Annotated in this window: 19 protein-coding genes; 11 read left to right on the forward strand and 8 right to left on the reverse strand. The window is 46.9% G+C overall.

The window, feature by feature from the left end; genetic code table 11:
- Nucleotides 1–203: 203 nt before the first annotated feature.
- Nucleotides 204–3,377, forward strand: coding sequence for a bifunctional cytochrome P450/NADPH--P450 reductase (locus tag MKY95_RS13415; RefSeq protein WP_339199161.1), 3,174 nt, complete (start codon nucleotides 204–206; stop codon nucleotides 3,375–3,377).
- A 199-nt stretch (nucleotides 3,378–3,576) separates the two neighbouring features.
- On the opposite strand, the gene MKY95_RS13420 is transcribed toward MKY95_RS13415, so the two are convergent.
- A complete protein-coding gene (locus MKY95_RS13420) occupies nucleotides 3,577–3,999 on the reverse strand; it encodes a hypothetical protein (RefSeq protein ID WP_253507819.1) in 423 nt (140 codons plus the stop codon).
- Between the two features lie 123 nt (nucleotides 4,000–4,122).
- On the opposite strand from MKY95_RS13420, the gene MKY95_RS13425 reads away from it, so the two are divergent.
- Nucleotides 4,123–4,467 (forward strand): hypothetical protein, encoded by a 345-nt coding sequence (locus tag MKY95_RS13425; protein WP_047842639.1) that lies wholly within the window; start codon nucleotides 4,123–4,125, stop codon nucleotides 4,465–4,467.
- A 174-nt stretch (nucleotides 4,468–4,641) separates the two neighbouring features.
- Here the strand turns inward: MKY95_RS13425 and MKY95_RS13430 are convergent, their stop codons facing one another.
- The 7 genes from MKY95_RS13430 to MKY95_RS13460 all read right to left on the reverse strand — a co-directional run bounded on the left by MKY95_RS13430 (nucleotide 4,642) and on the right by MKY95_RS13460 (nucleotide 14,325).
- Entirely contained in the window at nucleotides 4,642–6,297 is a 1,656-nt protein-coding gene (locus MKY95_RS13430; protein ID WP_339199166.1) for a hypothetical protein, read from the reverse strand.
- A 30-nt stretch (nucleotides 6,298–6,327) separates the two neighbouring features.
- Nucleotides 6,328–7,656, reverse strand: a complete 1,329-nt coding sequence (locus tag MKY95_RS13435; RefSeq protein ID WP_339199169.1) for an extracellular solute-binding protein — start codon at nucleotides 7,654–7,656, stop codon at nucleotides 6,328–6,330.
- Between the two features lie 39 nt (nucleotides 7,657–7,695).
- Nucleotides 7,696–8,535 (reverse strand): carbohydrate ABC transporter permease, encoded by an 840-nt coding sequence (locus MKY95_RS13440; protein WP_047844271.1) that lies wholly within the window; start codon nucleotides 8,533–8,535, stop codon nucleotides 7,696–7,698.
- Nucleotides 8,536–8,540: 5 nt separating this feature from the next.
- The gene (locus MKY95_RS13445; RefSeq protein ID WP_047842642.1) at nucleotides 8,541–9,455 is read right to left on the reverse strand and encodes a sugar ABC transporter permease; all 915 of its coding nucleotides are present in this window, start codon (nucleotides 9,453–9,455) and stop codon (nucleotides 8,541–8,543) included.
- Between the two features lie 116 nt (nucleotides 9,456–9,571).
- The gene (locus tag MKY95_RS13450; RefSeq protein ID WP_339199173.1) at nucleotides 9,572–11,131 is read right to left on the reverse strand and encodes a response regulator; all 1,560 of its coding nucleotides are present in this window, start codon (nucleotides 11,129–11,131) and stop codon (nucleotides 9,572–9,574) included.
- A complete protein-coding gene (locus MKY95_RS13455; protein WP_339199176.1) occupies nucleotides 11,103–12,920 on the reverse strand; it encodes a sensor histidine kinase in 1,818 nt (605 codons plus the stop codon). Before MKY95_RS13455 ends, MKY95_RS13450 begins: the two co-directional genes overlap by 29 nt.
- 115 nt (nucleotides 12,921–13,035) lie before the next feature.
- Nucleotides 13,036–14,325 carry a Gfo/Idh/MocA family oxidoreductase gene (locus tag MKY95_RS13460; protein ID WP_036670584.1) on the reverse strand — a complete coding sequence of 430 codons (1,290 nt, stop codon included), beginning with the start codon at nucleotides 14,323–14,325 and terminating at the stop codon, nucleotides 13,036–13,038.
- A 127-nt stretch (nucleotides 14,326–14,452) separates the two neighbouring features.
- Between MKY95_RS13460 and MKY95_RS13465 the strand changes: the two genes are divergently transcribed.
- The 9 genes from MKY95_RS13465 (at nucleotide 14,453) to MKY95_RS13505 (ending at nucleotide 22,210) form a co-directional block, all read left to right on the forward strand.
- Nucleotides 14,453–15,355: an AraC family transcriptional regulator gene (locus tag MKY95_RS13465; RefSeq protein WP_339199179.1), complete on the forward strand. Its 903-nt coding sequence runs from the start codon at nucleotides 14,453–14,455 to the stop codon at nucleotides 15,353–15,355.
- Entirely contained in the window at nucleotides 15,352–15,798 is a 447-nt protein-coding gene (locus MKY95_RS13470) for a RidA family protein (protein ID WP_036670586.1), read from the forward strand. Before MKY95_RS13465 ends, MKY95_RS13470 begins: the two co-directional genes overlap by 4 nt.
- Nucleotides 15,799–15,806: 8 nt before the next feature.
- The gene (locus MKY95_RS13475) at nucleotides 15,807–16,397 is read left to right on the forward strand and encodes a GNAT family N-acetyltransferase (protein ID WP_036670588.1); all 591 of its coding nucleotides are present in this window, start codon (nucleotides 15,807–15,809) and stop codon (nucleotides 16,395–16,397) included.
- Nucleotides 16,398–16,410: 13 nt separating this feature from the next.
- Nucleotides 16,411–17,223 (forward strand): aminoglycoside phosphotransferase family protein, encoded by an 813-nt coding sequence (locus tag MKY95_RS13480; RefSeq protein WP_036670589.1) that lies wholly within the window; start codon nucleotides 16,411–16,413, stop codon nucleotides 17,221–17,223.
- Nucleotides 17,224–17,464: 241 nt separating this feature from the next.
- Nucleotides 17,465–19,687, forward strand: a complete 2,223-nt coding sequence (locus MKY95_RS13485; RefSeq protein WP_339199184.1) for a class I SAM-dependent methyltransferase — start codon at nucleotides 17,465–17,467, stop codon at nucleotides 19,685–19,687.
- Entirely contained in the window at nucleotides 19,684–20,262 is a 579-nt protein-coding gene (locus MKY95_RS13490; RefSeq protein ID WP_235193796.1) for a histidine phosphatase family protein, read from the forward strand. The genes MKY95_RS13485 and MKY95_RS13490 overlap by 4 nt, the downstream gene beginning before the upstream one ends.
- Nucleotides 20,263–20,322: 60 nt before the next feature.
- A complete protein-coding gene (locus MKY95_RS13495; RefSeq protein ID WP_268745225.1) occupies nucleotides 20,323–20,451 on the forward strand; it encodes a hypothetical protein in 129 nt (42 codons plus the stop codon).
- Between the two features lie 207 nt (nucleotides 20,452–20,658).
- Nucleotides 20,659–21,033, forward strand: coding sequence for a hypothetical protein (locus tag MKY95_RS13500; RefSeq protein ID WP_053061528.1), 375 nt, complete (start codon nucleotides 20,659–20,661; stop codon nucleotides 21,031–21,033).
- Nucleotides 21,034–21,211: 178 nt separating this feature from the next.
- Nucleotides 21,212–22,210, forward strand: coding sequence for an ABC transporter substrate-binding protein (locus MKY95_RS13505; RefSeq protein WP_339199189.1), 999 nt, complete (start codon nucleotides 21,212–21,214; stop codon nucleotides 22,208–22,210).
- Nucleotides 22,211–22,412: the final 202 nt, after the last annotated feature.

The following is a 22,412-nucleotide window of genomic DNA, read 5'->3' on the forward strand; positions in this document are numbered from 1 at the left end:
ATTTTTTTTAATCAAAAATGACCAATATACCATTTCAGTCAGTTAGTTCTTTGGTGGTTTTGTCGTTATCTGGATGAAATATGAAAATGTGCAAAAAATAACTTGAATCTGTTGATCTGAAGAGTAAGTGTAATCGCGTCTGTAAATCAAGTCATTATTTTTTAGTTGTAAAACTCTTAACTTGGAAAGAAGGAGTGAGTGTCATGCCACCAATTTCAGTGCCTCAACCAAAAACATTTGGCCCACTGGGCAATTTGCCGCAATTGAACTTTGAAGAGCCGGTGCAATCCTTGGTGAAACTGGCTGAAGAATACGGACCGATCTTTCGTATGGAGTACCCCGGACGAAGTGAATTGTATATTTCCGGTCACGAACTGGTCGCCGAGGTAACAGATGAATCCAAATTCGACAAACGGGTGTGGGCACCCCTTGCGAAGGTTCGTGCTTTTGCAGGAGATGGGCTATTTACGAGTTGGACCGAGGAGCCGAATTGGAAAAAAGCCCATAACGTACTGCTGCCAAGTTTCAGTCAACGTGCGATGCAGGGATATCACAACAAAATGATTGATCTGGCTGTGCAGCTGGTTCAGAAATGGTCACGATTGAACCCGGATGAGACGGTTAACGTTCCGGATGATATGACACGTCTTACGCTCGACACGATTGGCCTGTGTGGGTTCAACTATCGGTTTAACAGCTTCTATCGGGAAGAACCACATCCATTCATTACGAGTATGGTTCGTGCGTTGGATGAATCCATGAGTTCATTGCAGCGACTGCGTCTGCAAGACAAGCTGATGATCACCAAAAAGAAACAGTTTGAACAGGATATCCGTTCCATGTTCTCTTTGGTGGATCACATTATTGCCGAGCGCAAAGAGAAACCGCAGGAAGGCGCAGATGATCTGTTGTCCCACATGCTCAGCGGCAAAGACCCAGAGACAGGAGAAACGCTGGATGATGAGAACATCCGTTATCAGATTATTACATTCCTGATTGCTGGACATGAGACCACAAGTGGACTGTTATCTTTCGCCGTTTATTATCTGATGAAGAATCCGGATACGCTGGCTAAAGCACAAGCTGAGGTGGATCAGATTCTGAAAGATCCGGTTCCAACGTACAATCAGGTCCGCAATCTGAAGTACGTTCGTATGGTTTTGAATGAAGCATTGCGCTTATGGCCTACGGCCCCGGCATTTTCTCTGTATGCAAAAGAGGACACGGTACTTGCGGGTCAATATCCTTTGCAAAAAGGAGACAGCGTCAGTGTACTTATTCCCAAGCTGCATCGTGACCGCGAAGCCTGGGGAGACGATGTCGAGGAATTCCGCCCGGAACGGTTCGAAGATCCGAGCAAAGTGCCGCATGATGCCTATAAACCTTTTGGTAACGGTCAACGGGCCTGCATTGGTCAGCAGTTTGCACTTCAGGAAGCAACGCTGGTACTGGGCATGGTGTTGAAGCATTTTGACTTCATAGATCATTCTGATTATCAGTTAAAAGTGAAAGAAACGCTGACGCTTAAACCGGATAACTTCACAATTCGTGTACGTGCGCGTGGTGGGCAGCCAGTCATGGCCGTTCCGGGTGTAGCGGTTGAAGAACCAAAGCCAGTTGCCAAAAGAACGGAGCCGGATGCAACCAATGCCCACCACACACCGATGCTTGTTCTGTACGGTTCCAATCTGGGTACCGCTGAAGGCATTGCACGTGAAATTGCAGATACCGCCAGATATCAGGGTTTCCGGAGTGAGGTCGCTACGCTGGATGATCGTGTTGGCAAACTGCCAAAGGAGGGCGCCGTCATTATTGTCAGTGCATCCTATAACGGTCAGCCGCCAAGTAATGCCAAGATGTTTGTCGAGTGGATCGAACATGCAGATGCGAATGAATTCAAAGGTGTGCGTTTCGCCGTTCTTGGATGCGGTGACCACAACTGGGCCAGCACCTATCAGCGTATTCCGCGTTTAATAGATGAACAGTTATCTTCCAGAGGAGCAGAGCGGTTATCACCACTGGGTGAATCAGATGCCAGCGGAGATTTTGAGAAACAGGTGGGGGATTGGACAGAGCAATTATGGCCAGATCTCGCACGAACGATGGGATTGAAGCTAAACACAAGCTCCAATAGCGAACGCAGTTCACTGTCTGTACAGTTTGTCAGCGGGCTCGCCGTAACACCGCTTGCGGATACGTATGATGCACATGTGGCAGAAGTACTTGAGAACAGGGAGCTTCACGACGCGGGCAGTGAACGAAGCACACGTCACTTGGAGATCAAATTGCCTGAAGGCATAACCTACAAGGAAGGGGATCACCTGGGCATTCTGCCGCAGAACCCACCGGAGCTGGTGGAACGTGTACTTCGTCGTTATGGATTCACCGGAACGGAGCATCTCGTTCTGGATGCATCCGGTCGGAGTGCCGCGCATCTGCCGCTGCATCAACCGGTGAACCTGTATGATCTGCTCAGTCATAGCGTTGAGCTTCAGGAAGCTGCAACGCGTGCGCAGTTGAGAGAAATGGCAGCATACACCGTATGTCCACCGCATAAGAAAGAACTTGAAGCGCTGCTTGATGAATCTGTGTATATGGACGAAGTGCGGAACAAACGGATCTCCATGCTGGATTATCTGGTGAAATATGAGGCATGTGAATTGCCGTTTGAGCGTTTCCTTGAATTATTGCCTTCATTAAAAGCCAGATATTATTCGATCTCCAGTTCACCGCGTGTTCAGCCCGATCAAGCGAGTATTACGGTCAGTGTTGTGCGCGCCCCGGCATGGAGTGGACAGGGAGAATACAAAGGTATTGCGTCCAACTATCTGGCTAACCTGAAACCGGGTGACGAGATTGTGATGTTCACGCGGACACCGGAATCCGGGTTCCAACTGCCGGAGGATGCACAGGTTCCCGTCATCATGGTAGGCCCGGGTACAGGTGTTGCTCCATTCCGAGGTTTCTTGCAGGCAAGGCATGTATTGAAGGAACAAGGTCAAGAGGTTGGCGAAGCCCACCTGTACTTTGGATGCCGGAATCCCGAGCATGATTATCTGTACAAAAATGAACTGGAAGCAGCCCAGCAAGAAGGGCTTGTAAAACTTCATACGGCCTTCTCCCGTGTAGACGGGGAGGAGAAATGTTATGTACAGCATCTGATGAGAGACGATGCCCATCAACTGATTCCTTTGTTTGAAGAGGGTGCGCATCTGTATATCTGCGGTGATGGCAGCAAGATGGCACCTGATGTGGAAGCTACACTCCAGCAGGCATACGCTGATATTCATGGCAAGTCCGCGAAGGAAGCAGAGGATTGGCTTAATCAGCTTCAGCAGGATGGTCGTTATGCCAAGGATGTATGGACAGGCATCTGATGTACACATATGAAGGGTCAGCTTGATCCTTAACTGGCTGAGCGGTGAGATACAGAAGCAGTTCTGTTCTCACCGCTTTTTGACATAAAATGATTCTTCAGCAGATAAGTGGTTGCATGGGTTATAATTATATATTGGAAGGGAGCACCCGTATGCGGACATTTGGGAACCATTGTATGGCTTGCGAAAAGAACCAGCTTTACTTCCGCCTACAAGGCCGTTTCAGGTTTTTTCTTCCGGTGGTTGGCCGATAGATCGACTCGACGCTGGAGAAAGGAAATAAAATACGGGAAGGGACTCTGCCTTTTCCCTGGAGTTCAAGATAATCCAGTCCCACGCCCACAAGTCTGATATTGTTAAATGCATTCCTGGAAGGGAAAGTCGTGCGGATTCCCACTCTGACACCTCGCCGTGTTCGAGGAATATCAAATACCCGAATGGAATTCAGACTGAGTGGAATGAATAACTGCCGGTTTACTTTGATAAACTGCCTTGGATAGACACGACGAATACGTCCCGGTTCCAACCCGGAGAGTGGAGTATTCAGTTCTGCAAGGTGCCCCTGGAGTTCTGCCAGGCGCTGCTGAAGTGTTTTTCCAGTATGGAGATGCTGCCAGCTCATAAGTATTCCTCCGTTCGCCATTTGTACCTAGTATATGAAGCAACGGGGTCGGAAGGTGTACGTTTGATAGCCCATGTTCGTTAAGGCTAACGGGGTTTCTTTTATAATAGAGGAGTGATTCACATGATCGTAGAGATGTATAAAGACCTCATTAAGGATGAGCGTGGCAATTATTATCTAGCAGTGCAGATCGAGGGCAATGAGCTTACGCTCGTTAATGCATTCGTCGAAGCGGCATTCACACCTGAACTGATCTACAACGAAGAGTTTCGTACCAAGCATAAAGAGATGGAAGGCGGATTTGTAGGCAAAATTGCGATGGACCTGCTAAGGCATGATGTGGTCATGGGGATGAAGCAAATCGACCGAAAACTGTTGAACCTGTCGGATGTGGAACAGCAGTTCACGGTAAATTATATTGATACGATTGAATTTTATCGTCACCCGGCTTGGAACCGTAAGGTGTAAGGTGAAACTCATCTCCTCTGTAACCAGAGAGAGAATGATTTCCGAAGTGGTAGTCAATTTTTCTATCTTGTGTCCTTATGAATAAGAAATAAAGAGAAGTAAACCCGCAAAAGGGAAAAGCGCAAGTGCAGGGGCAGTAAACCTCCGCAACTTGCGCTTTTTGCATACAAACAATTAACGATACGTAGGATAGATGATGCCAATATCGCGCTCGGTGCTCAAATTTCCATCAGCATAACGCTGCATTTCATTTCCTTTGACCCGAATCGGAATGCGCTCTCCTTGATAGAAAAGCTCTCCCTCGACGGTGCGAACGGTCATTCCGATGACTGCCTCCAGATGTCCGCTTTGATCCGTCACCAGTCGAATCCCTGACGGGCCATCCAGATGAACCTTGCCTTCCAGATATACCGTCATGCGATCAGGCGTGTTGACCAATTCATATCCTACTCCGTTGACTTTTCGGCTATAAGCCGTGTTGCCAGATACGATCTCACCATGATCCATGTCGATGGGGAGCAGTCCGGTAAACCAGAGCTGATTCGATCCAACAGGCATAATTCCGCATAATCGCTCCACATAATCGAGGAGACAGAGGATGGAGGGGGAGTAAGTCTCGGTAAAACCTTGTTCTCCGGTCCACGGGCTTAGTACCTGACCAAATCGCTTATCTTTGGATAGGGCGGACAAGATAGGCTGCATTACCCAGGTTAGCTCCACATATCGATGATGATACTCGAATGCGTGTGGCGCCCGAATCAGACTCAGGAAATTGGATGCCCCTCCCCAGCTGTTATAGGAGGAAAAGGGATCAAATCTGGGATCATCCATTGAAATCGATGTAAACGGGTATTTAGCGAAAAACTTGCTTGTATTCAACAGGTACCGACGCAGTAGGTTATCGAATAATTCACGGTCGCCCACCTCGCAGGCCATTACGCGGAGCAACACATCAGATTGGACTCTGACCAATTCGTCATTGCGATCCCGATCATAGAAGAACATATCCTGTTCGTCGTAACAATAACGGAAAAGACTTTCCAGGCTAGACTTGGCTTTTGCTTTCCAATCCGTTCCCGATTCTCCCAGTTCTTCAGCCATGCGGGACAGATACAAGCGCTGACAATAGATATTGGCGGTCAGATCCGGTGCCAGAAAAGGCAGAATCGGAGAATCCGGATGATAGGCAGAAGCATCATTCATATAAGGTGTATCCGGAACATGCCAGAATCGCGGGGATAAGTCATGTCCGGTGTCAAACGTACTGAAGGCCTCTACACAGCCAGTTCCTCGGGTATCACGGTTGCGTGCAATCCACTCATCGTAACGAACCATAGCCTTATACATCGTGTTCAGGAAAGGCGATTGCTTCCCATGATTGCCATGAAGCTGATAGTGGTTCCATACACTGCGTGCCAGCGGAGTGACCAACTGGATTTGCCGGAAAGAGGGTCCGTTTGCCGTGAGTTTATACGGGAGCAATCCATCATCTCTTTGCTGCTTGGCAAATGCGAGGTACGTTGTTTCGGACACAGATGGAAGCAGGCGAGACAGCAGCTCCGCATTGATGGTACCTGTACTCTCTAACCAACAACCCAGATAGATGCCACCTTCTTGTAAAATAGGATCGTTGTCTCCCATGGGCAGAATACAAGCAAGCAATTTCTCCACCGCTGCAAAATACGTAGCTTCTATTTGTCCGCCCGATGCCGCAAACCGGATACCCGACGCATGCCATTCTTGTAATAACTGCTGATCTTCCGGTTTAACTGGCTGAACTTGATCCATAATCGAAATGTTGCGCAGCCGATTTAATATCTCTTCTGTCATATGTTCCTCCTCACAGTGTCTGGTTTCTGGTTATTGATTCGATTCAAAGATTCGAACGGTCCCGTTATAGAAGTCGGAGACAGCTTGCTCCACACTTTTTCGTCCAAATCCGATCTCTTGATTTGTCGTCTGAGCTAACTTGGAGAACTCTGCAAATCCAGGTGGATTGTAACTCACGTCAAATGGTTCAGTCTTCGTTGCTTCAGAGACAAGATTTGTATAGTTATAGACAATCTCCTCCACAGGGCCTGCACCTTCCTGAAGAAGATTTCGATTGGCTTCCGTAACGGGCACGCCACGGTCATTACCAAGGATTTTGGTTGCTTCAGGATCATGAATCCAGAAGTCCATTAATATAGCTACTTCCTTCGGATGTTTGGTATTTGCATAACCCGATAATCCCTGACTGGATTCAAATACAACACCCGTTCCCTTAGGGCCTCGTGGTACAGGGAGTAGCACCAGAGGATCTTCCGTCAAGCTCTGGAATGCAGCAAGTTGGTTGGATGGTAGTAGAGTCATGGCTGCTTTGCCTGTGATTAACAGGGATTTACTGGTGTCATCATGCGGGTTGGACACCTGCAATTCCGGTGTGACTACACCGCCGGATGCCGAAGTCTTCTCCCAATACTGGAACCATTCCAGAATGTCTTCCTTGGTGAATCCGAGTGTGCCGTTTTTCATGTCATACAGTTGTTTACCCCTTTGTTTTAGAAAAATATCCATCCCGTCGACGGTAAAGTTGTACGTTCCATAGAAGCCGTCTCCGAGCTTGTCGGACAGCTCCTTGCTGATGGCGGCATAGTCCGCCCAGTCCCAATCCGAAGCTGGCAAAGGCACGCCGGCTTTCTCAAAGAGTGACTTGTTAACAACAATTCCTCGTGCGTTTGCACCGGCAGAAATATGTTGCAACTTCCCTTCGAGACGTCCGTATTCGATCATGGTTTCATCCATACCATCCAGATTCAGTTCGTTTCCGACATACGGGTCCAGGTTAAGCAGGACATCTTTTTTGGCATAATCAACGACATTTCCACCGAGGAAAAAGATATCTGGTGCTGTACCTGATGCCAATTGGGTATTCAGCTTGTCGAAATATCCGGAGGAAGGTGCAAATTCACCAACAATTTTAATATCCGGATGCTTTGCCTGAAAGATCTTGAGGGCTTCATTCGTAATATCTGCCCGTTTCTGGTCACCCCACCACATGATGCGCAGTTCGACCTGTCCGCCCTCGGTAGTTCCATTATCATTACCATTGCCTGAATTATCATTAGCCCCTGTATGGTCTGTTCCAGAGCAAGCTGTTACGAGTAACAAAAGTGAAGTAATCATACCAATCATGAAACGTTTGAACATGGTAAATCCCCCTGTCTATGGATAATGAGAAACGTGTTGTTACTTCAGACCTGTGGTCGCAATGCCCTCAAGGAAATATCGCTGAAACAATAAAAAGATGATGGTCACGGGAAGCAGTGACAGGGTGGACATGGCGAGTAATGCGCCCCAATCGGATTGTCCTGATGGATCGAAGAGAGAGCGAATGCCCAGCTGCACGGTGAACAGATCAATTTTGCTCAGATAGATCATCTGGCTGAAAAAGTCATCCCAGCTCCACAGGAAGGTGAAGATCGCTGTTGTAATCAGTGCCGGAACGAGCAGAGGCACTACGATTCGGAAAAAGATCTGTGATTGCCCGCAGCCGTCAATGGTCGCACTCTCGTCCAGCTCTCGCGGTATACCGCGTATAAATTGAACCATAAGCAAGATGAAGAAGGAATCCTGCGCAAGCCACTTAGGCAGAATCAGCGGGAAATACGTATTAATCCATTGAAGCTCATTATAGAGAATATACTGGGGCACCAGAGTAACATGGTAAGGCAACATAATTGTGACCAACATCATGCTGAACCACAGGCCTTTGAATCTAAATTTCAATCTGGAGAAGGCGAAGGCTGCAAGGGAACAGGAGATCACATTGCCCAGCACACTCATGACCGAGATCAGCACGGAGTTGCCGAAAAAACGGCCGAAGGAGATGCCCTGTAGACCTTTCCAACCATTAATATAGTGCTCCAGCGTGAAGCTGGTTGGAAATAGACTACCGCTGGTGAAAATGAGATGGTTCGGTTTAAATGAACTGAGAATCAACCATAGTACTGGATATAACATCAGCAGACCGAAGAGTATAATGGCGGCATGCCTCCCGGCCTGAACCAGTTGTCGTTTGATTGGCATATGCATTACCTCCCCTCCTGATTATCCCCGTAGAACACCCAAAATCGGGATGTAACAAAGACGATTGCGGTGAATACTCCGATAATGACCAACATGATCCAAGCCAGAGCTGAAGCATAACCCATATCAAAGAACGAGAAACCTTTCAGATACAGATACAAGGTATAAAACATCGTTGCGTCGAGTGGACCCCCGCGGCCATCTCCGATCACGTAAGCTGGTGTAAACGCCTGAAATGAATTGATCATGCTCATGATCAGGTTAAAAAAGATAACGGGGGAGAGCATGGGCAGAGTGATTCCGAAAAATTGACGTATTTTTCCCGCTCCATCGACATCGGACGCTTCATATAAGTCTGCCGGGATCTGTTTCAGGCCAGCAAGAAAGATGACCATGGCAGACCCGAATTGCCACACGGATAGTGTAATGATGGTGTAGACCACATAATCTGGATGCGCAATCCAGGATGGTCCCGAGATACCAAACCAGCTTAAAAACTGATTGACCAATCCATTCCCCTCAAAGAGTTGCCGCCAGACGATTGCAATCGCAACGCTGCCGCCCAAGAGGGAAGGGATGTAATATACAGTCCGGTAGATGCCGAGGGCTCGAATACCTTTGTTCAGCGCCATCGCCACCAGTAGAGCAAAGGCAAGCCTTAGTGGAACAGATAGAAAAACATAATAAAACGTCAGCCCAAGGGACCTGCGAAAGGTATCGTCCTCGGTAAAGATGTGAACATAGTTGCTAAGTCCAGTCCAAGTCGGTGATGACAGTAGATTGAATTTGGTCATGGATAAGTATAGGGACGCAACCATCGGTCCCAGTGTCAGACAGAAGAGTCCGATCAGCCAGGGCAGAAGAAACAAGTAGGCTGTGGTATTGTGCTGACCGTATAAGGGTTTGGTCTGTTTTTTCATCATGTGCCTCCCTTCTGAATGGGTAAGAATAATAGTTACCAGTTATGAATCCGCTTACAACATGCGGCGTTCTCTTGGTAACCACATCATACCGGGGAAGGGAAGAAGCTTGAATCTCATTTCTTCGGATCATGGCTATCGATTTTTTCGGAATGCAGCAAGCGATAGTCTGACGGACTCATGTTGAACATTCTTTTGAATTTCGAACTGAAATAACTTGGCGAACTGAAACCGGTCAGTTCTGTAATATCCCATACGGTTAATTGGGTTTCCTTCAGCAGTTGCAAGGCGTGTTTCATCCGAACACCCGTCACATACTGAATAAAAGAGGTCCCTGAACCTTCCTTAAACAGTTCGGAGAAATAGGTAGGATAATAGTTAAACCGTTCAGCGAGTAACGTCAAGGTTAGCTCCTGCATGTAGTTCTCCTCGATATATCGCTTGGCTAAGTCTATAACCGTCTCATCCCCATCTTCTGAAGGAAGTTGTCGACTCAGGAAGTCTTGAGCCCATTGCATTAATAAGCGTTCTGCTTGATCTGGCGTCTTAAGCCACAGTATCCATTCCGGGGCTATAGGAAAATCCATCAACAGTGAAATTTGAAAAATACTTCGTGTCATTCGAGAGGGAGAAAGCTGGAATGCCTCGTGAAGTTCCTTGTGGATGATGCTGCGGAAGGAGTCCAATTCTCCTCGAATGAGGCAACGATGCAGCTTGCGTGTTGTTTCTTCGGGCAGTAATGGACTATAGTCTGTTCCTGCCTGAAGGTTTGGCCCGCTGACAGCCCGTTCAGCTGAATTCCATGCCAGAAGGGAATGGATATAACCTTCTTTCCAGTGCTCAAGTCCGGAACCAGAAAGCCCCACCCCAATCTTGAGTTCCATGGAAAAAACGGATGCCGTATGTTCCGTAAGCTGTTGGATGAATTCATGCTGCATACCATCTTGCACTATGAAATGCATGATCCCTGCGTGTGCCGAATCATGAAAAACCTGGACATTGTCTGAATCAGACTGGGCGATTTCATAACATACCATCTCGAAAGGAAGATGCATCTGCTCGGGTAATCGATCTTTTCGAATATCTGGCTTGTCCGAGTGACTTATACTGGCGGTCATGAAACAGACCTTCTGATCCTGCCATGATTCCAGATGGAATAATCTGAGCCGTTCTGGCATGGAGGAAGGCGGTAGGCGATTGCCTTTAACGAGATCAAGAATGAAACGTTCCTTCATTTCCCGGTAATACTGAGAGAGTCGCCATTGCATCAATTCGGAATTGCCTCGAACTTTACGTTGTTCATCCAGATCCGCTTTGATTTTGCCTAATGTGGCTTTCAGTTCATCCCGGGTTACAGGCTTCAGTAAATAATCCATGACCTGACTGCGGACCCCCGCTCTGGCATATTGAAAATCTTCATAACCCGTGATAATGATAATCTGAATAGAAGGATTATAACTGCGGCAGACATCCAATAGTCTGATGCCATCCATGACAGGCATATTCATATCGGTAATCAGCAAGTCAAAATGTTCAGATTTCAAAAGTTCATCCGCTTCGATCCCATTAGAGGCTTCTCCTGTTATGACAAAACCCATGCCATGCCAATCGACTTTCAATTTCAAGCCTTCGCGAACTTCAATCTCGTCATCTGCGATTAATACGTTGTACATCATATTCCTCCTGTACGGGTAGAGTCAGTTCAATGTAAGCCCCTCCGCGCTCATCGTTCTCCACATGGACCGTGAACAAGCCACCATAATGCAGACGACAACGAGCAATGACATTGCTCAGTCCAATATGCCAGCCTTCATTATGCAATATGGATTCCAATGAGGAGGGAGCAACCGGATGTTGCAACTTATTGATTATTTCTGCCGGGATACCCGGTCCGTTGTCTAAAACGCTGATGTGCAGACGAGCATTCATCCGGTTGATCCGTATCCGTACCTGAGCTGTCGTCTGATGCTGGAAGCTGTATTTCACTGCATTTTCAATAAGTGGTTGAAGAATAAACTTGATAATGACGACGGAGTTCAGTGTACCTTCCAACGTTACCGAAATGTCGAGTTTATGACCGAAACGAGTCTGCAAAATGGAGATATAACGCTGCACATAATCCAGCTCTTCGGTTAGCGGAACACGGTCGTCATTGGTGTTGATAGAAAAGCGCATCATTTTACCCAGATCCTCAATGACCTGAACCGTATCATCCGTTCGGCGCTGAATGGCAAGACTGCTTACCAGCTCCAGAGTATTAAACATAAAATGTGGATTAATCTGTATGAGAAGTGCTTTGTACTCTGCTTGCTGGCGAAGCAGTTTCAGTTCAAATTCATTCTGGATATGCTGCCGTAGCTGACTGATCATATAACGGAAAGTGAAGATTACATAACTGATTTCGCTCTTTACATTTTTATCTGGAGGCAGAAGTGAATCCGCTTGGTCAAAAGCACCTCGTTGAACCTGTCTCATCGCCAGCACCAGTCTGGTCAAAGGTTTGGTTACGCCATGGGATAGCCATGCAGCAGCCAAGAGGGAGACCAGAATCAGGGCAATCGTCACCACCACAATTGTGCTTTGGAGCTTATGGAGAGAGAGGTACATTTCCTTTTCAGGTGCGATACCCGCCAACATCCAGCCGGTACGTCCCAGTTTCTTGAATACAAAAATGTCTCGCTGTCCTTCCTGGTTTGTGAGGTATGTCACACCGGATTTGAGCGGGCTGTTTCGAAAACGATCGATCTCTGCGGTAGCTACAGCACCCAACGTTTCTACCTGCTGTGACAGAATAGGATTTCCTTGCTCGCCCAGCAGAAAAATAGTGCTATTCTCCGCAAGATGTATGCGCCGGAGCGGCTCCAGAAAATAAGATTCACTGACATTCACCTTCATGACATTCTGCGCTGTAGCATGATGAAAGGTGCCGATGGGCATCAGCAGACTGACCACCGGATTACCATGATCTCTGACACGTTCATGTTGATCGGTGTGTGCAGGTAACCAGCGTTCTCCCAACGTGTAAAAATTCGTATACCAGGATTCTTGTACAAAGGCAGGGTCATATGTTACCTGATTCTCGCTGCCAATTCGCAGTCCATTCCTTCGATAGATGGATACATCCGAGATACTGGTGTAACTGTTAGTTGCCTGAGTGAGAAAACGGCTCATTGCAAGGTTGGCCAGCATCTTTTCTCCTTCCAGCAGGTTCGGATCACCGATCGCGTTATCCCAGTTTTTGCCCATATCACTGTTGAAAACAAGAGAGGCGACATCGTAGATCTGCATCTGCACCATGTCTACGTATGAACCGTATTCCTCCATTTTCTCAAGAGCAGAGGATTCGATGTAAGAGCGAATGACCGTGCGTGATTCCTTGAAGAGCAGGTAGGAGAGTGTGCCAAAAGCGAGGACAAACAGGACAACGATAAAGGCAATCAGGCGGTTTTTTAAAGAGAAGAACATAGATTTCCTCCTTCTACCGAGTCGACGTGCAGATTAATTATAAAAATATAAAAAAGACTGCGTGATATGCGCAGCCTTTAAATGAAATTAATAATGTAGTGCAGACCTGGGAGACTTAGAAACGAACCAGATTATTGACATTGACAGGCAAACCCGTCGCGATGGCGCGATTGGCAGCAATACCCGTCAGAATGGATCTGGCACCGTCCACGTGGTTAGCAGCGCGATGGAACGGATCTTCAACAGGCTCTCCAAACAGATCATTCAGCAGAACCGGGTCACCTCCGCCATGTCCACCTGCTTTTTCTTCCACTTCAACCTCATATGGCGCATCAAACATTGGAAGAACCCGCAACGTTTTACCGATCAATGCACCTTCTTTACTCTTGTCACCCAATGAGTTGACATAGGATTGCTCCACAATGTTCATCTCAATCCGGCCTTTGGTGCCATTAATGGCAATGCGGTAACCTTCCCATGGCTGGTAGGCGACGAGGGAGTAGGTCAGAATGGCTTTGTTCCGATACTTCACAAGAACACCCATTGTATCCTCAATGTTGATGCCATCCCCAAATACACTCTGATCGCGCTGGTAACCATCTTCCGATTCGGCATCCAGATACATGGACTTCATATGTGCGTCTGAATCCAAATGCAGTGCAAAAGGGTCATCCTTTGCGATCGGGTTGCCGGTTGCCCGGTTGTAGAATTGCGTTACACCGCGTTCTTCTGCGTTTTCTCTGCCGTAATACATCAGATCACCAAATGCAAACACGGTATCCGGTTGCGAGCCAATCCAGAAATTCACCAAATCGAAGTGATGGGTGGATTTGTGCACGAGTAATCCGCCGCTATTACGCTTGTCCCGATGCCAACGGCGGAAATAATCTGCCCCGTGGCGGGTATTCAGCAGCCATTCAAAGTGAACGGAAGTGACTTTCCCGATGGTATCATTCAGAATAAGTTCTCGAATCTTAGTATGGTGCGGTGCATAACGGTAGTTAAAGGTGACTCTTACGTTCTGGCCAGTCCGCTTGACAGCATCCAGAATCTCCTGACATTTCTCCTCATCGATGGTCATCGGTTTTTCGGTGACAACGTCACAACCCAGTTCCATCGCACGAATGATGTACTTGTGATGGGTGCGGTCAACACTCGTTACGATGACATAGTCAGGTTTCTCGTTCTCAATCATCTGATCAAACTGATCTGCAGGATAAGTGGGTACCTCAGGATACTCGTACTTTTCCTTCAATAGTTGATTCGCGTAGTTCATGCGGACTTGATTTATATCACAAAAGCCGACAAGCTCGGATGTATCCCTATAATCCCGGGTCAAAGCACCATAAAAAAATTCGGCGCGGCCGCCAGTTCCGACTAATACATAACGTTTCTTGTTACTCATGTCTATCGCCTCCTTGAATATAGCTCTAGACTATAACAAGGGAGTACTTCTTTCGCCGCATTTTATGCGTAACCGCTTTCAAATGCCGCATATTTTGCTATAATTTATGGAAAGGAGAGAGGGCGACATGACAGAACCTTTCAGTGCAGATTTTCATGATCCCTCGGATTTACTGCACATCGAATATGATCGTCGCATTGGATATTTCTCGATGACGGATGACCATCTGCATGATCATTATGAGTTATATTACTTGTTGTCTGGTGAGCGTATCTATTTCATCAAGGACCGGACTTACCGGGTAAAGGCTGGTGATCTGGTGTTTGTTGACCGAAATACGGTTCATAAAACATTGGAGAGCGGTATGCCTGACCATGAGCGGATGGTGCTGTATTTGAAGCCTGAGCTTTTTGCAGCCATAGCTATTTCCGCGGAGTTAGTTGAAGGCTTGAAGGAACCCTTCTGTTGGGAGATTCCTATTGTAAGGTTTCCATCTCAAGTCACTGAGGTTCTAGAACGGATGGTTAGCGAAATGGTGGATGAAATGCTTCGTCCTCAACCTGGAAGCAACCTGTTGCTCCGTCACCGGGCTGTTGAATTGTTGCTCCATGCCTATCGTAATCAACACTTGGGCAGGTTAAGCTCCGATGATCGTGAGCCGGTTCTTCATCCCAAGACACAGGCAGTTGTACGTTACCTGAATGAGAACTATCAGAAACCACTGACATTACCGGAGGTGGCGGGCATGTTTCGCATTAGTCCGCATTATCTGAGTCGATTGTTCAAACAAACGACGGGGTTTACCTTCAGTGATTATCTGAATCTGTTACGGGTAAAGGAAGCACAGCGTTTGCTGCGAGAAAGTGAAGAATCCGTTACGGATATCGCCTGGCTTGCGGGATTCAGTAACTTCTCTCATTTTGGCAAGATGTTCAAACGTACCGTTCAGGTATCACCCAGAGTTTATAGACAGGAATACAAGGAATCGGGTTCCGTGAGGACCCTAAAAGAGGGAGAGAATATACGATGATTGAAGCGAGATTAAATGAACTGGGGATCATTTTGCCACAGGCCAGTGCCCCTGCAGCGAAATACGCCAATGCCGTTATTGTGAATGGAATTATGTATGTATCCGGGAAAGGACCGGATACCTCCGAACGCGGCAAACTGGGATCAGACTTCACAACAGAGCAGGGGTATGATTTTGCCCGGAATGCTGGACTGGAGGTGCTTGCTGTCGTTCGAGATGTGTTGGGTTCACTGGATCGGGTGAAGAGAGTGGTTAAAGTGCAGGGATTCATTAATGCGTCCGCTTCGTATCAGGAGCATCATAAAGTGCTAAATGGATTCTCGGATCTGATGATGGAGGTATTTGGGGATCAGGGAGTACACGCTCGTTCAGTATTCGGTACAGTGTCCGTAAGGGATAATTTGCCGCTGATCATTGATTCTATTTTTCAAGTGGAGGAGTAGGTATAACGATGACAGAATCGTCTTCATTTAATCCAATTATGCTAACGATTCCCGAGAGCTTCCACACGGAACGCCTCACAATTCGAGCACCGCAGTGGGGGGATGGCGTAGCCGTTAATGAAGCGGTCCGTGAGAGTGCGGAGCAGCTGCGGTTGTGGTTACCTTTTGCCGAGAAAATCCCTTCGTTGGAAGAGTCTGAAGTGACTGTTCGCAAAGCAAGGCTGCAATATCTGGAACGTACCGACATGATGTTACATTTGCGTGATAGACATACGGATGAATTCGTAGGCAGCAGCGGGTTACATCGTATTGACTGGAATGCACGCTGTTTTGAGATTGGTTACTGGATTCGAACATCGCGAGCTGGTGAGGGTTTGATGACAGAAGCGGTGAAAGGCATTGAGCAATTTGCCATTACTCATCTGGAGGCGAACCGGCTGGAGATCCGCTGTGATGCCCGCAATGTGCGAAGTGCCAAAGTAGCCGAACGAGCGGGTTATACGCTGGAAGGTACACTACGTAAGATGCGGCGGGACAGTACAGGTACGCTGGTTGATTATATGGTTTTCTCCAAAATCAGAGGCAGTGAGTTCGAGTAAAGGGAGGGTAGATATGGAGCGAATCGGTCAAGGAAGAACTGCGGAAATCTATGCGTATTCGAACGAGCACATTATGAAGTTATATCGAATGGATTTTCCTCACGAAGCCGTCCAGAATGAATTTAGAATAAGTGAGTTGGCATTCAAAAAAGGACTCCCCGTCCCACAGGCAGTATCCTTGATAGAACATACTACGTCGCGTGCTGGCATTGTTTTTGAGCGAATCCAGGGGATTACCCTGTTATCACTTATCATTCAGCAACCGGAGTTACTAGAGCAGCTGGCGTTTAAAATGGCTGACTGCCATTACAGACTTCATTGCGAGCGAGATGATGAAGGAACACTCCCCTTACAGAAGCAGATTTTATCTGGAGCGATTCACAATGTTCAATTATTGTCGGAGGACGATCAAGCGCGAGTCCTTTCTTACTTAACAACATTGCCTGATCAACAACAGATCTGTCATGGCGATTTTCACCCTGATAATGTTATGCTCAGTGAGGCTGGCGATCAATACTGGGTCATTGATTGGATGACTGGTATGTCGGGTGATCCTGCGGGTGATGTGGCTCGAAGCTGGGTAATATTAATGAGTGCCACATTGCCGGAAGATACAGATTCTGCTATACGAATGGGTTTTGAAAAGGCTCGTGAATCGCTGGTCGAATTTTACATCCATCATTATATGCAACTCTCCGGGATTACACGTGAAGCAATAGAGTCCTGGATGCTGCCAGTTGCTGCCGCGCGTCTTGACGAGGATTTGCCCGCTCAAGAGGTAGAACAGCTGCTCAAGTTTGTTCAGGAACGAATTCGTCTGTTATAAAAGTTGAATTACATATTATTTACACTGACACTACGATGACAGAATAACCTTTCAATCGCTGTTATCCCCAGATTTTTTGGATTCCCTTTTCCGAAGGGGAAAATCCGGGGATAAAGGCGAGCGCTTCACTTTTTCAGGTTTTTTCTGACCTCTTCGTTATAGTGTTAATAATTAGTTCAACTTCTATAGACGAATCTAATGATTTTATAAAAAAGGCTAGAGAAAGAGAGGGGACATATTTATGCTGCATTCATTAAAGGCCATACAATCATACAAGTCAGGTAATACGCCGGAAGCCCAGCAGTTATGGCTGCAACTGCTGGCAGCAGCGGAGAAACCCCATATTAACCTCGAACGCATTCATTCCATTGCCGAACTTGAGGGAACAAATCCGGTACTGGAGTACACCGAGCGTACACTGCATGTGTTGGAGGAGCTTCAGGTTTCTTTTTGGGTGCGAGAAATTCTGGAAGACGTATTAACCTGGTCAGAGACGGCGAAGGCCGGATCACGGGAGCAACGGCGGGTATGGCAAAAGCAGGGCGTTAACTTGTTTGTACACAATGTGGGGTCCGCTCAGTTATATGACTTATACGCAGTGGCAGAGCACCTGGATAATGACATCGATAAGACCAAGGAGACGAGTATATATCAACTTGGTTCTCCGAGTGGTGCTCTAAGTAACAATGCGGATATAAGCGAGCATGATGCGCTGAATACACACACTCCAAGGCATGAGATTATACGTACTCTAATTGCTACACATGGACTTATTGGTCAATACATACGGGGTGAGATTCCATTTGCCGAAAATGCTCCGCTTCACGGCTTGATCGTCAAAGGATGGCTTGCTACAGATGAATTGCACACCATACTGATGGCATTAAATGAGTGCATTATTGCAGGCGTTGATCGAGCGTTATGGAATCAGGTTCAGGCTGAGGTACAGCGAATTGTAGGCTGGATTATCACCGGACCGAATCATGAGGACTGGAGCGTGAAGGAACGGTTATCCCGCTTAAGAAGTTCATCCATTCGGCAAGGAGAAGCTATGGATACGGCTTATGCCAGGCTCCAAACGGAACTGGATGTAGAACAGGCGCTGGCTCCGCTGGCTCATCGCACATTATGGTATGTGGAGTCGGCCATGCAGGATTTTTCGTTGCAGGAGATGGTGAAAGTGTTCCTGTTGACACTTCGCAGCGAGAGAATGCATCCAACATCCATGGAGAGTCGATCTGAAATCGTTCGCCATATCAGCTTTGAACCATTGATGAATACGATGTATTACGACTATAAGGGCGTCAAGAAGCTCAATATTTACAAGAAACGAATGATTGAAAAATATTTGGAACAGTATTCGTGGGAACAGATTGTGGCAGGGGAGCAGATCGTCTATCCCCATCTAACCCATCGCATTGAACGTCATACGGATCTGCCGGATACATTATTCGTGACCTTCGAATTTTCTCCGGCTGCCGAGAAGCTGATTGCATTCTGTATTGAAGCGGAGAAGTCGCCGTTATACGAGAAGGCTGTACTGCTGTTATTTGACCTGTTCGGATTACGCCGGGATGCGTATGATCGTTTCCACAACGAAGAGACGTATTTGTCCGATATGAACAGCTCCGGTGATTACAAAAAAGTACTGCTCGACTATATCGTTGGTAAACGAGTACTGGATATTGGTCCAGGTGGAGGAATTCTGCTGGATCTGATTGAGCAGGAAAAACCGGAAGTGGAGCCGATTGGTATCGATATCTCAGCCAATGTCATTGAAGCGCTGGAACGCAAAAAACAACTTGAGGGACATCGCTGGCAAGTGATGAAGGGCGATGCCCTACAACTGGAGCAATATGTGCAGCCGGGCACAGTGGATACGGTTATTTTTTCATCCATTCTGCATGAATTATATTCATATATTGAACTGGACGGTCGAAGATTTAATTCCGATACGGTTGTAGCAGCGCTGAGAAGTTCATTCCGTGTGCTGTCACCTGGAGGAAGAATTCTGATTCGGGATGGGATCATGAGTGAGCCGGAGGCGCAGAAGCGCCGGATTCGTTTCCTGGAACCGGATGGGATGCGCTGGCTGGAGCGGTATGCAGAGGATTTTCAGGGACGTGCAATTCAATATGAGCGGGTCTCAGACAATGAGGTCGTATTGCCGATCAACGATGCAATGGAGTTTCTCTACACCTATACGTGGGGCGAAGAGGCATACGTGCATGAAATTCAGGAACAGTTCGGTATATTCACGCCGACAGCCTATGAGAACTGTATTCGAGAAGCGCTGGGTGAACAAGCCGAGATGATTACGTTCCGACATTTTCTCCAGGAGGGGTACACGGAAGCACTTGGAGAACGAATGATCTTCATGAAGGAAAATGGTGAGCCTGCGCCTTTGCCAGACAGTACCTGCCTGATTGTCATTGAGAAGAAAAAAGGGTTGGCGGATGAATGATGAGTGAGGCCAGTACGTTTTTGTATTTTGTCAGACATGCGGAGTCTCGATATGTTGAAGGACAGGAACGCGAGCGTGGACTGACAGAGCAAGGTCATCAAGATGCGGGAACGGTTGCCAGTCTGCTCCATGGGGAGCAGATTCAACTGTTTTATTCTAGCCCCTACAGGCGAGCGGTAGATACGATTCAGATTCTGGCAGATTGGTCAGATGGAATTGTGGTGACAGAGGAGGATTTGCGTGAACGCCAGTTGTCGAGTTCAGATGTGAAGCATGCTAATTTTCGTGAAGCCAAGCAGCAGTTGTATCGTGATCCTACGTATGCGTATTCAGGTGGGGAGTCTGGTGCACAGGCTCGCTCAAGGGCAGTAGCGGTAATCGAGAAAATTTTGGATAAACATGTGGGTCACAAGGTAGTCATCGGAACCCATGGAGATGTAATGACACTTATTTTACAACACTATGATTCTTCCTACGGTTATGATTTCTGGGAGAAGACTACGATGCCGGATATCTATAAGTTGCAGTTTGATGGAACGCGCAAGTTGGTCCAGGTCACCCGATTGTGGGAGTGACAGAGTTATATATGAGAAATGCATTTGCCAGAATGATAGTGGGGAGGAGTGAGTTGGCCGATGAAAATTACGCTGTTGCCTGATACATACTTTATTGAAAATCTAAGCGTATCTTCATTACAGGATAGAATGTACTGCATATTTGATCTCGAAGGTACAGGCATTAATCCGTCTCTACGGATTTTCTGATTCGGTATTACGATCTGAATACAGATGGAATTCACAGGCACAATGCTTTGGCAGATTGTGGTGTGATCGCTGGTATCTTTGAAAGTATCCTTAGCGAATATGAGGAACTTCAATTGGATCATTTTACAGCCGATCCAAAGCAGATGATGAAACGTTTCGTTATACCAGAGATGTATCTGACTTGACGAGGAACTGGAGGAGAGATCAATGAGCAAAACGGATGTGGAGAAGCTACTGTTGGATCTTAACGAGGGACGGATTCTGACTCAGCAGACATTCGAAGGATTGGATGTGGAAATTTACTTGGATGAAAGGGATGCTTCTGCATTTGCTGACGAGTGGATGCAAGCTTTTGTACGATGGGCTCAAGATACCGCGGTAGCTGAAGAAGAGGTGCTGCGCGCATGCAGGGAACAGGCGTTTAAACAGACTTTGGCTCTCACCGGCGAACCTGAGTTAGCGGGGTATGTGAGTGATGATATGGGTTTAATTGGTGCTGCATTGTTACAGGGTACGGCGAACGATTTCTTTGTGGATCAGTTGTTGGAAAGTTATCGTCAAGGCAGGTTGCCCCTGCGATAAGCGGGGGAGGACCAACAGGGTTGTTTTCGTTTGTATAAAAAAACAACATCAAATGTACATTGTGGGTCGGCTGAGGCATAAGGTACAATTCACCTAAGCAATCGATGAGAATGATAATCATTATATGTGAGATATTCTCACGGTTACATCAACAGATCACATAGGGGTGAAGGGTAACATGGTAGGTTTAGTTAAAAGTTTCAAAGGGTGGACGATTACATTACTGCTCATGGGTCTGGTTATTTCAGGATGTAGTACAAATACCGCTACGAATGCGGAACAGACTCCTGCAACTGAAAGTGCAGCTTCTGGAGAAAATACTACTGAAACCGAGACAGAGCCTGCTACACGGGTTGTACAGGATGAATTTGGAGATGTGACGATTCCGGTTCAACCACAGCGGATTGCTGGAATATATGTGGAGGATTATCTGAAGGCGCTCGATATTACACCTGTAGTGCAGTGGTATCATCCTTTGTGGGGTGTACAGGATTATTTAGGACTGGATGTTCCGCAATTTGACACCACAGGGAGCATTGAAGCTTTGTTGGCATATGATCCGGATCTCATCATTGTAGATGGTGGAGTGGATATGGAGAAATATGAGATGTATTCCAAGGTGGCACCGACGTATCGCTTGCCTGAGAGCGTATTGCAGGATTCGAATCAAATTTTGAAAACTATTGCCGATGTTGTGGGTAAACCGGAAAAGGGTGAAGAAGTTGCTACGGCATTCGGAGCTAAGGTTGCAGATGCTAAGGCGAAGTTGCAGGAAGCGGTTGGAGACGAGACCGTCGCAGTTGTCCGGTTGAATGTTAACGATGATACACTGGCGTTGTTCGGTGTGAAGAATCGATTTACCGGATTTATTTATTCGGAGCTTGGTCTAACACCTCATCCTCTGGTTAGCAAGATGGAAGAATATCAGGAAATCTTGTCTGAGGAGGCCATCCCGCAACTTGATGCGGATCATCTTATTATTTTCCCTTCCAATGGAGAATGGTCATCCCCTGAGAACAAGGAAGCTTTGAAGGTACTTGACAGCAAGTTGTGGCAGTCGCTTCCAGCGGTTAAGAACAATCAGGTGTATATCATGGAAAGAGCACATTGGCAATCAGGTGCGATTACAGCAAATTCCATGAAAATTGATGATCTGTTGGAAAAAATGACTCCATAATTGAATCGATTACTTAAAGAAAGTTCTTCAGCCAGGGTTGAAGAGCTTTCTTTTTTCGTATACACTATTTTAAATGATAATAATTCTCAGTTAAGGACGATGAACATGTGCCCCACGATAATACAACTGATTCCCAAGCCCTGGCTATGCTCACTTCAGCATATGGAATACGTAGATCACCATCAATCTCATATCGATAAAC

The sequence above is a fragment of the Paenibacillus sp. FSL P4-0176 genome (assembly GCF_037975265.1).
In the GTDB taxonomy this organism is placed as follows: domain Bacteria; phylum Bacillota; class Bacilli; order Paenibacillales; family Paenibacillaceae; genus Paenibacillus; species Paenibacillus amylolyticus.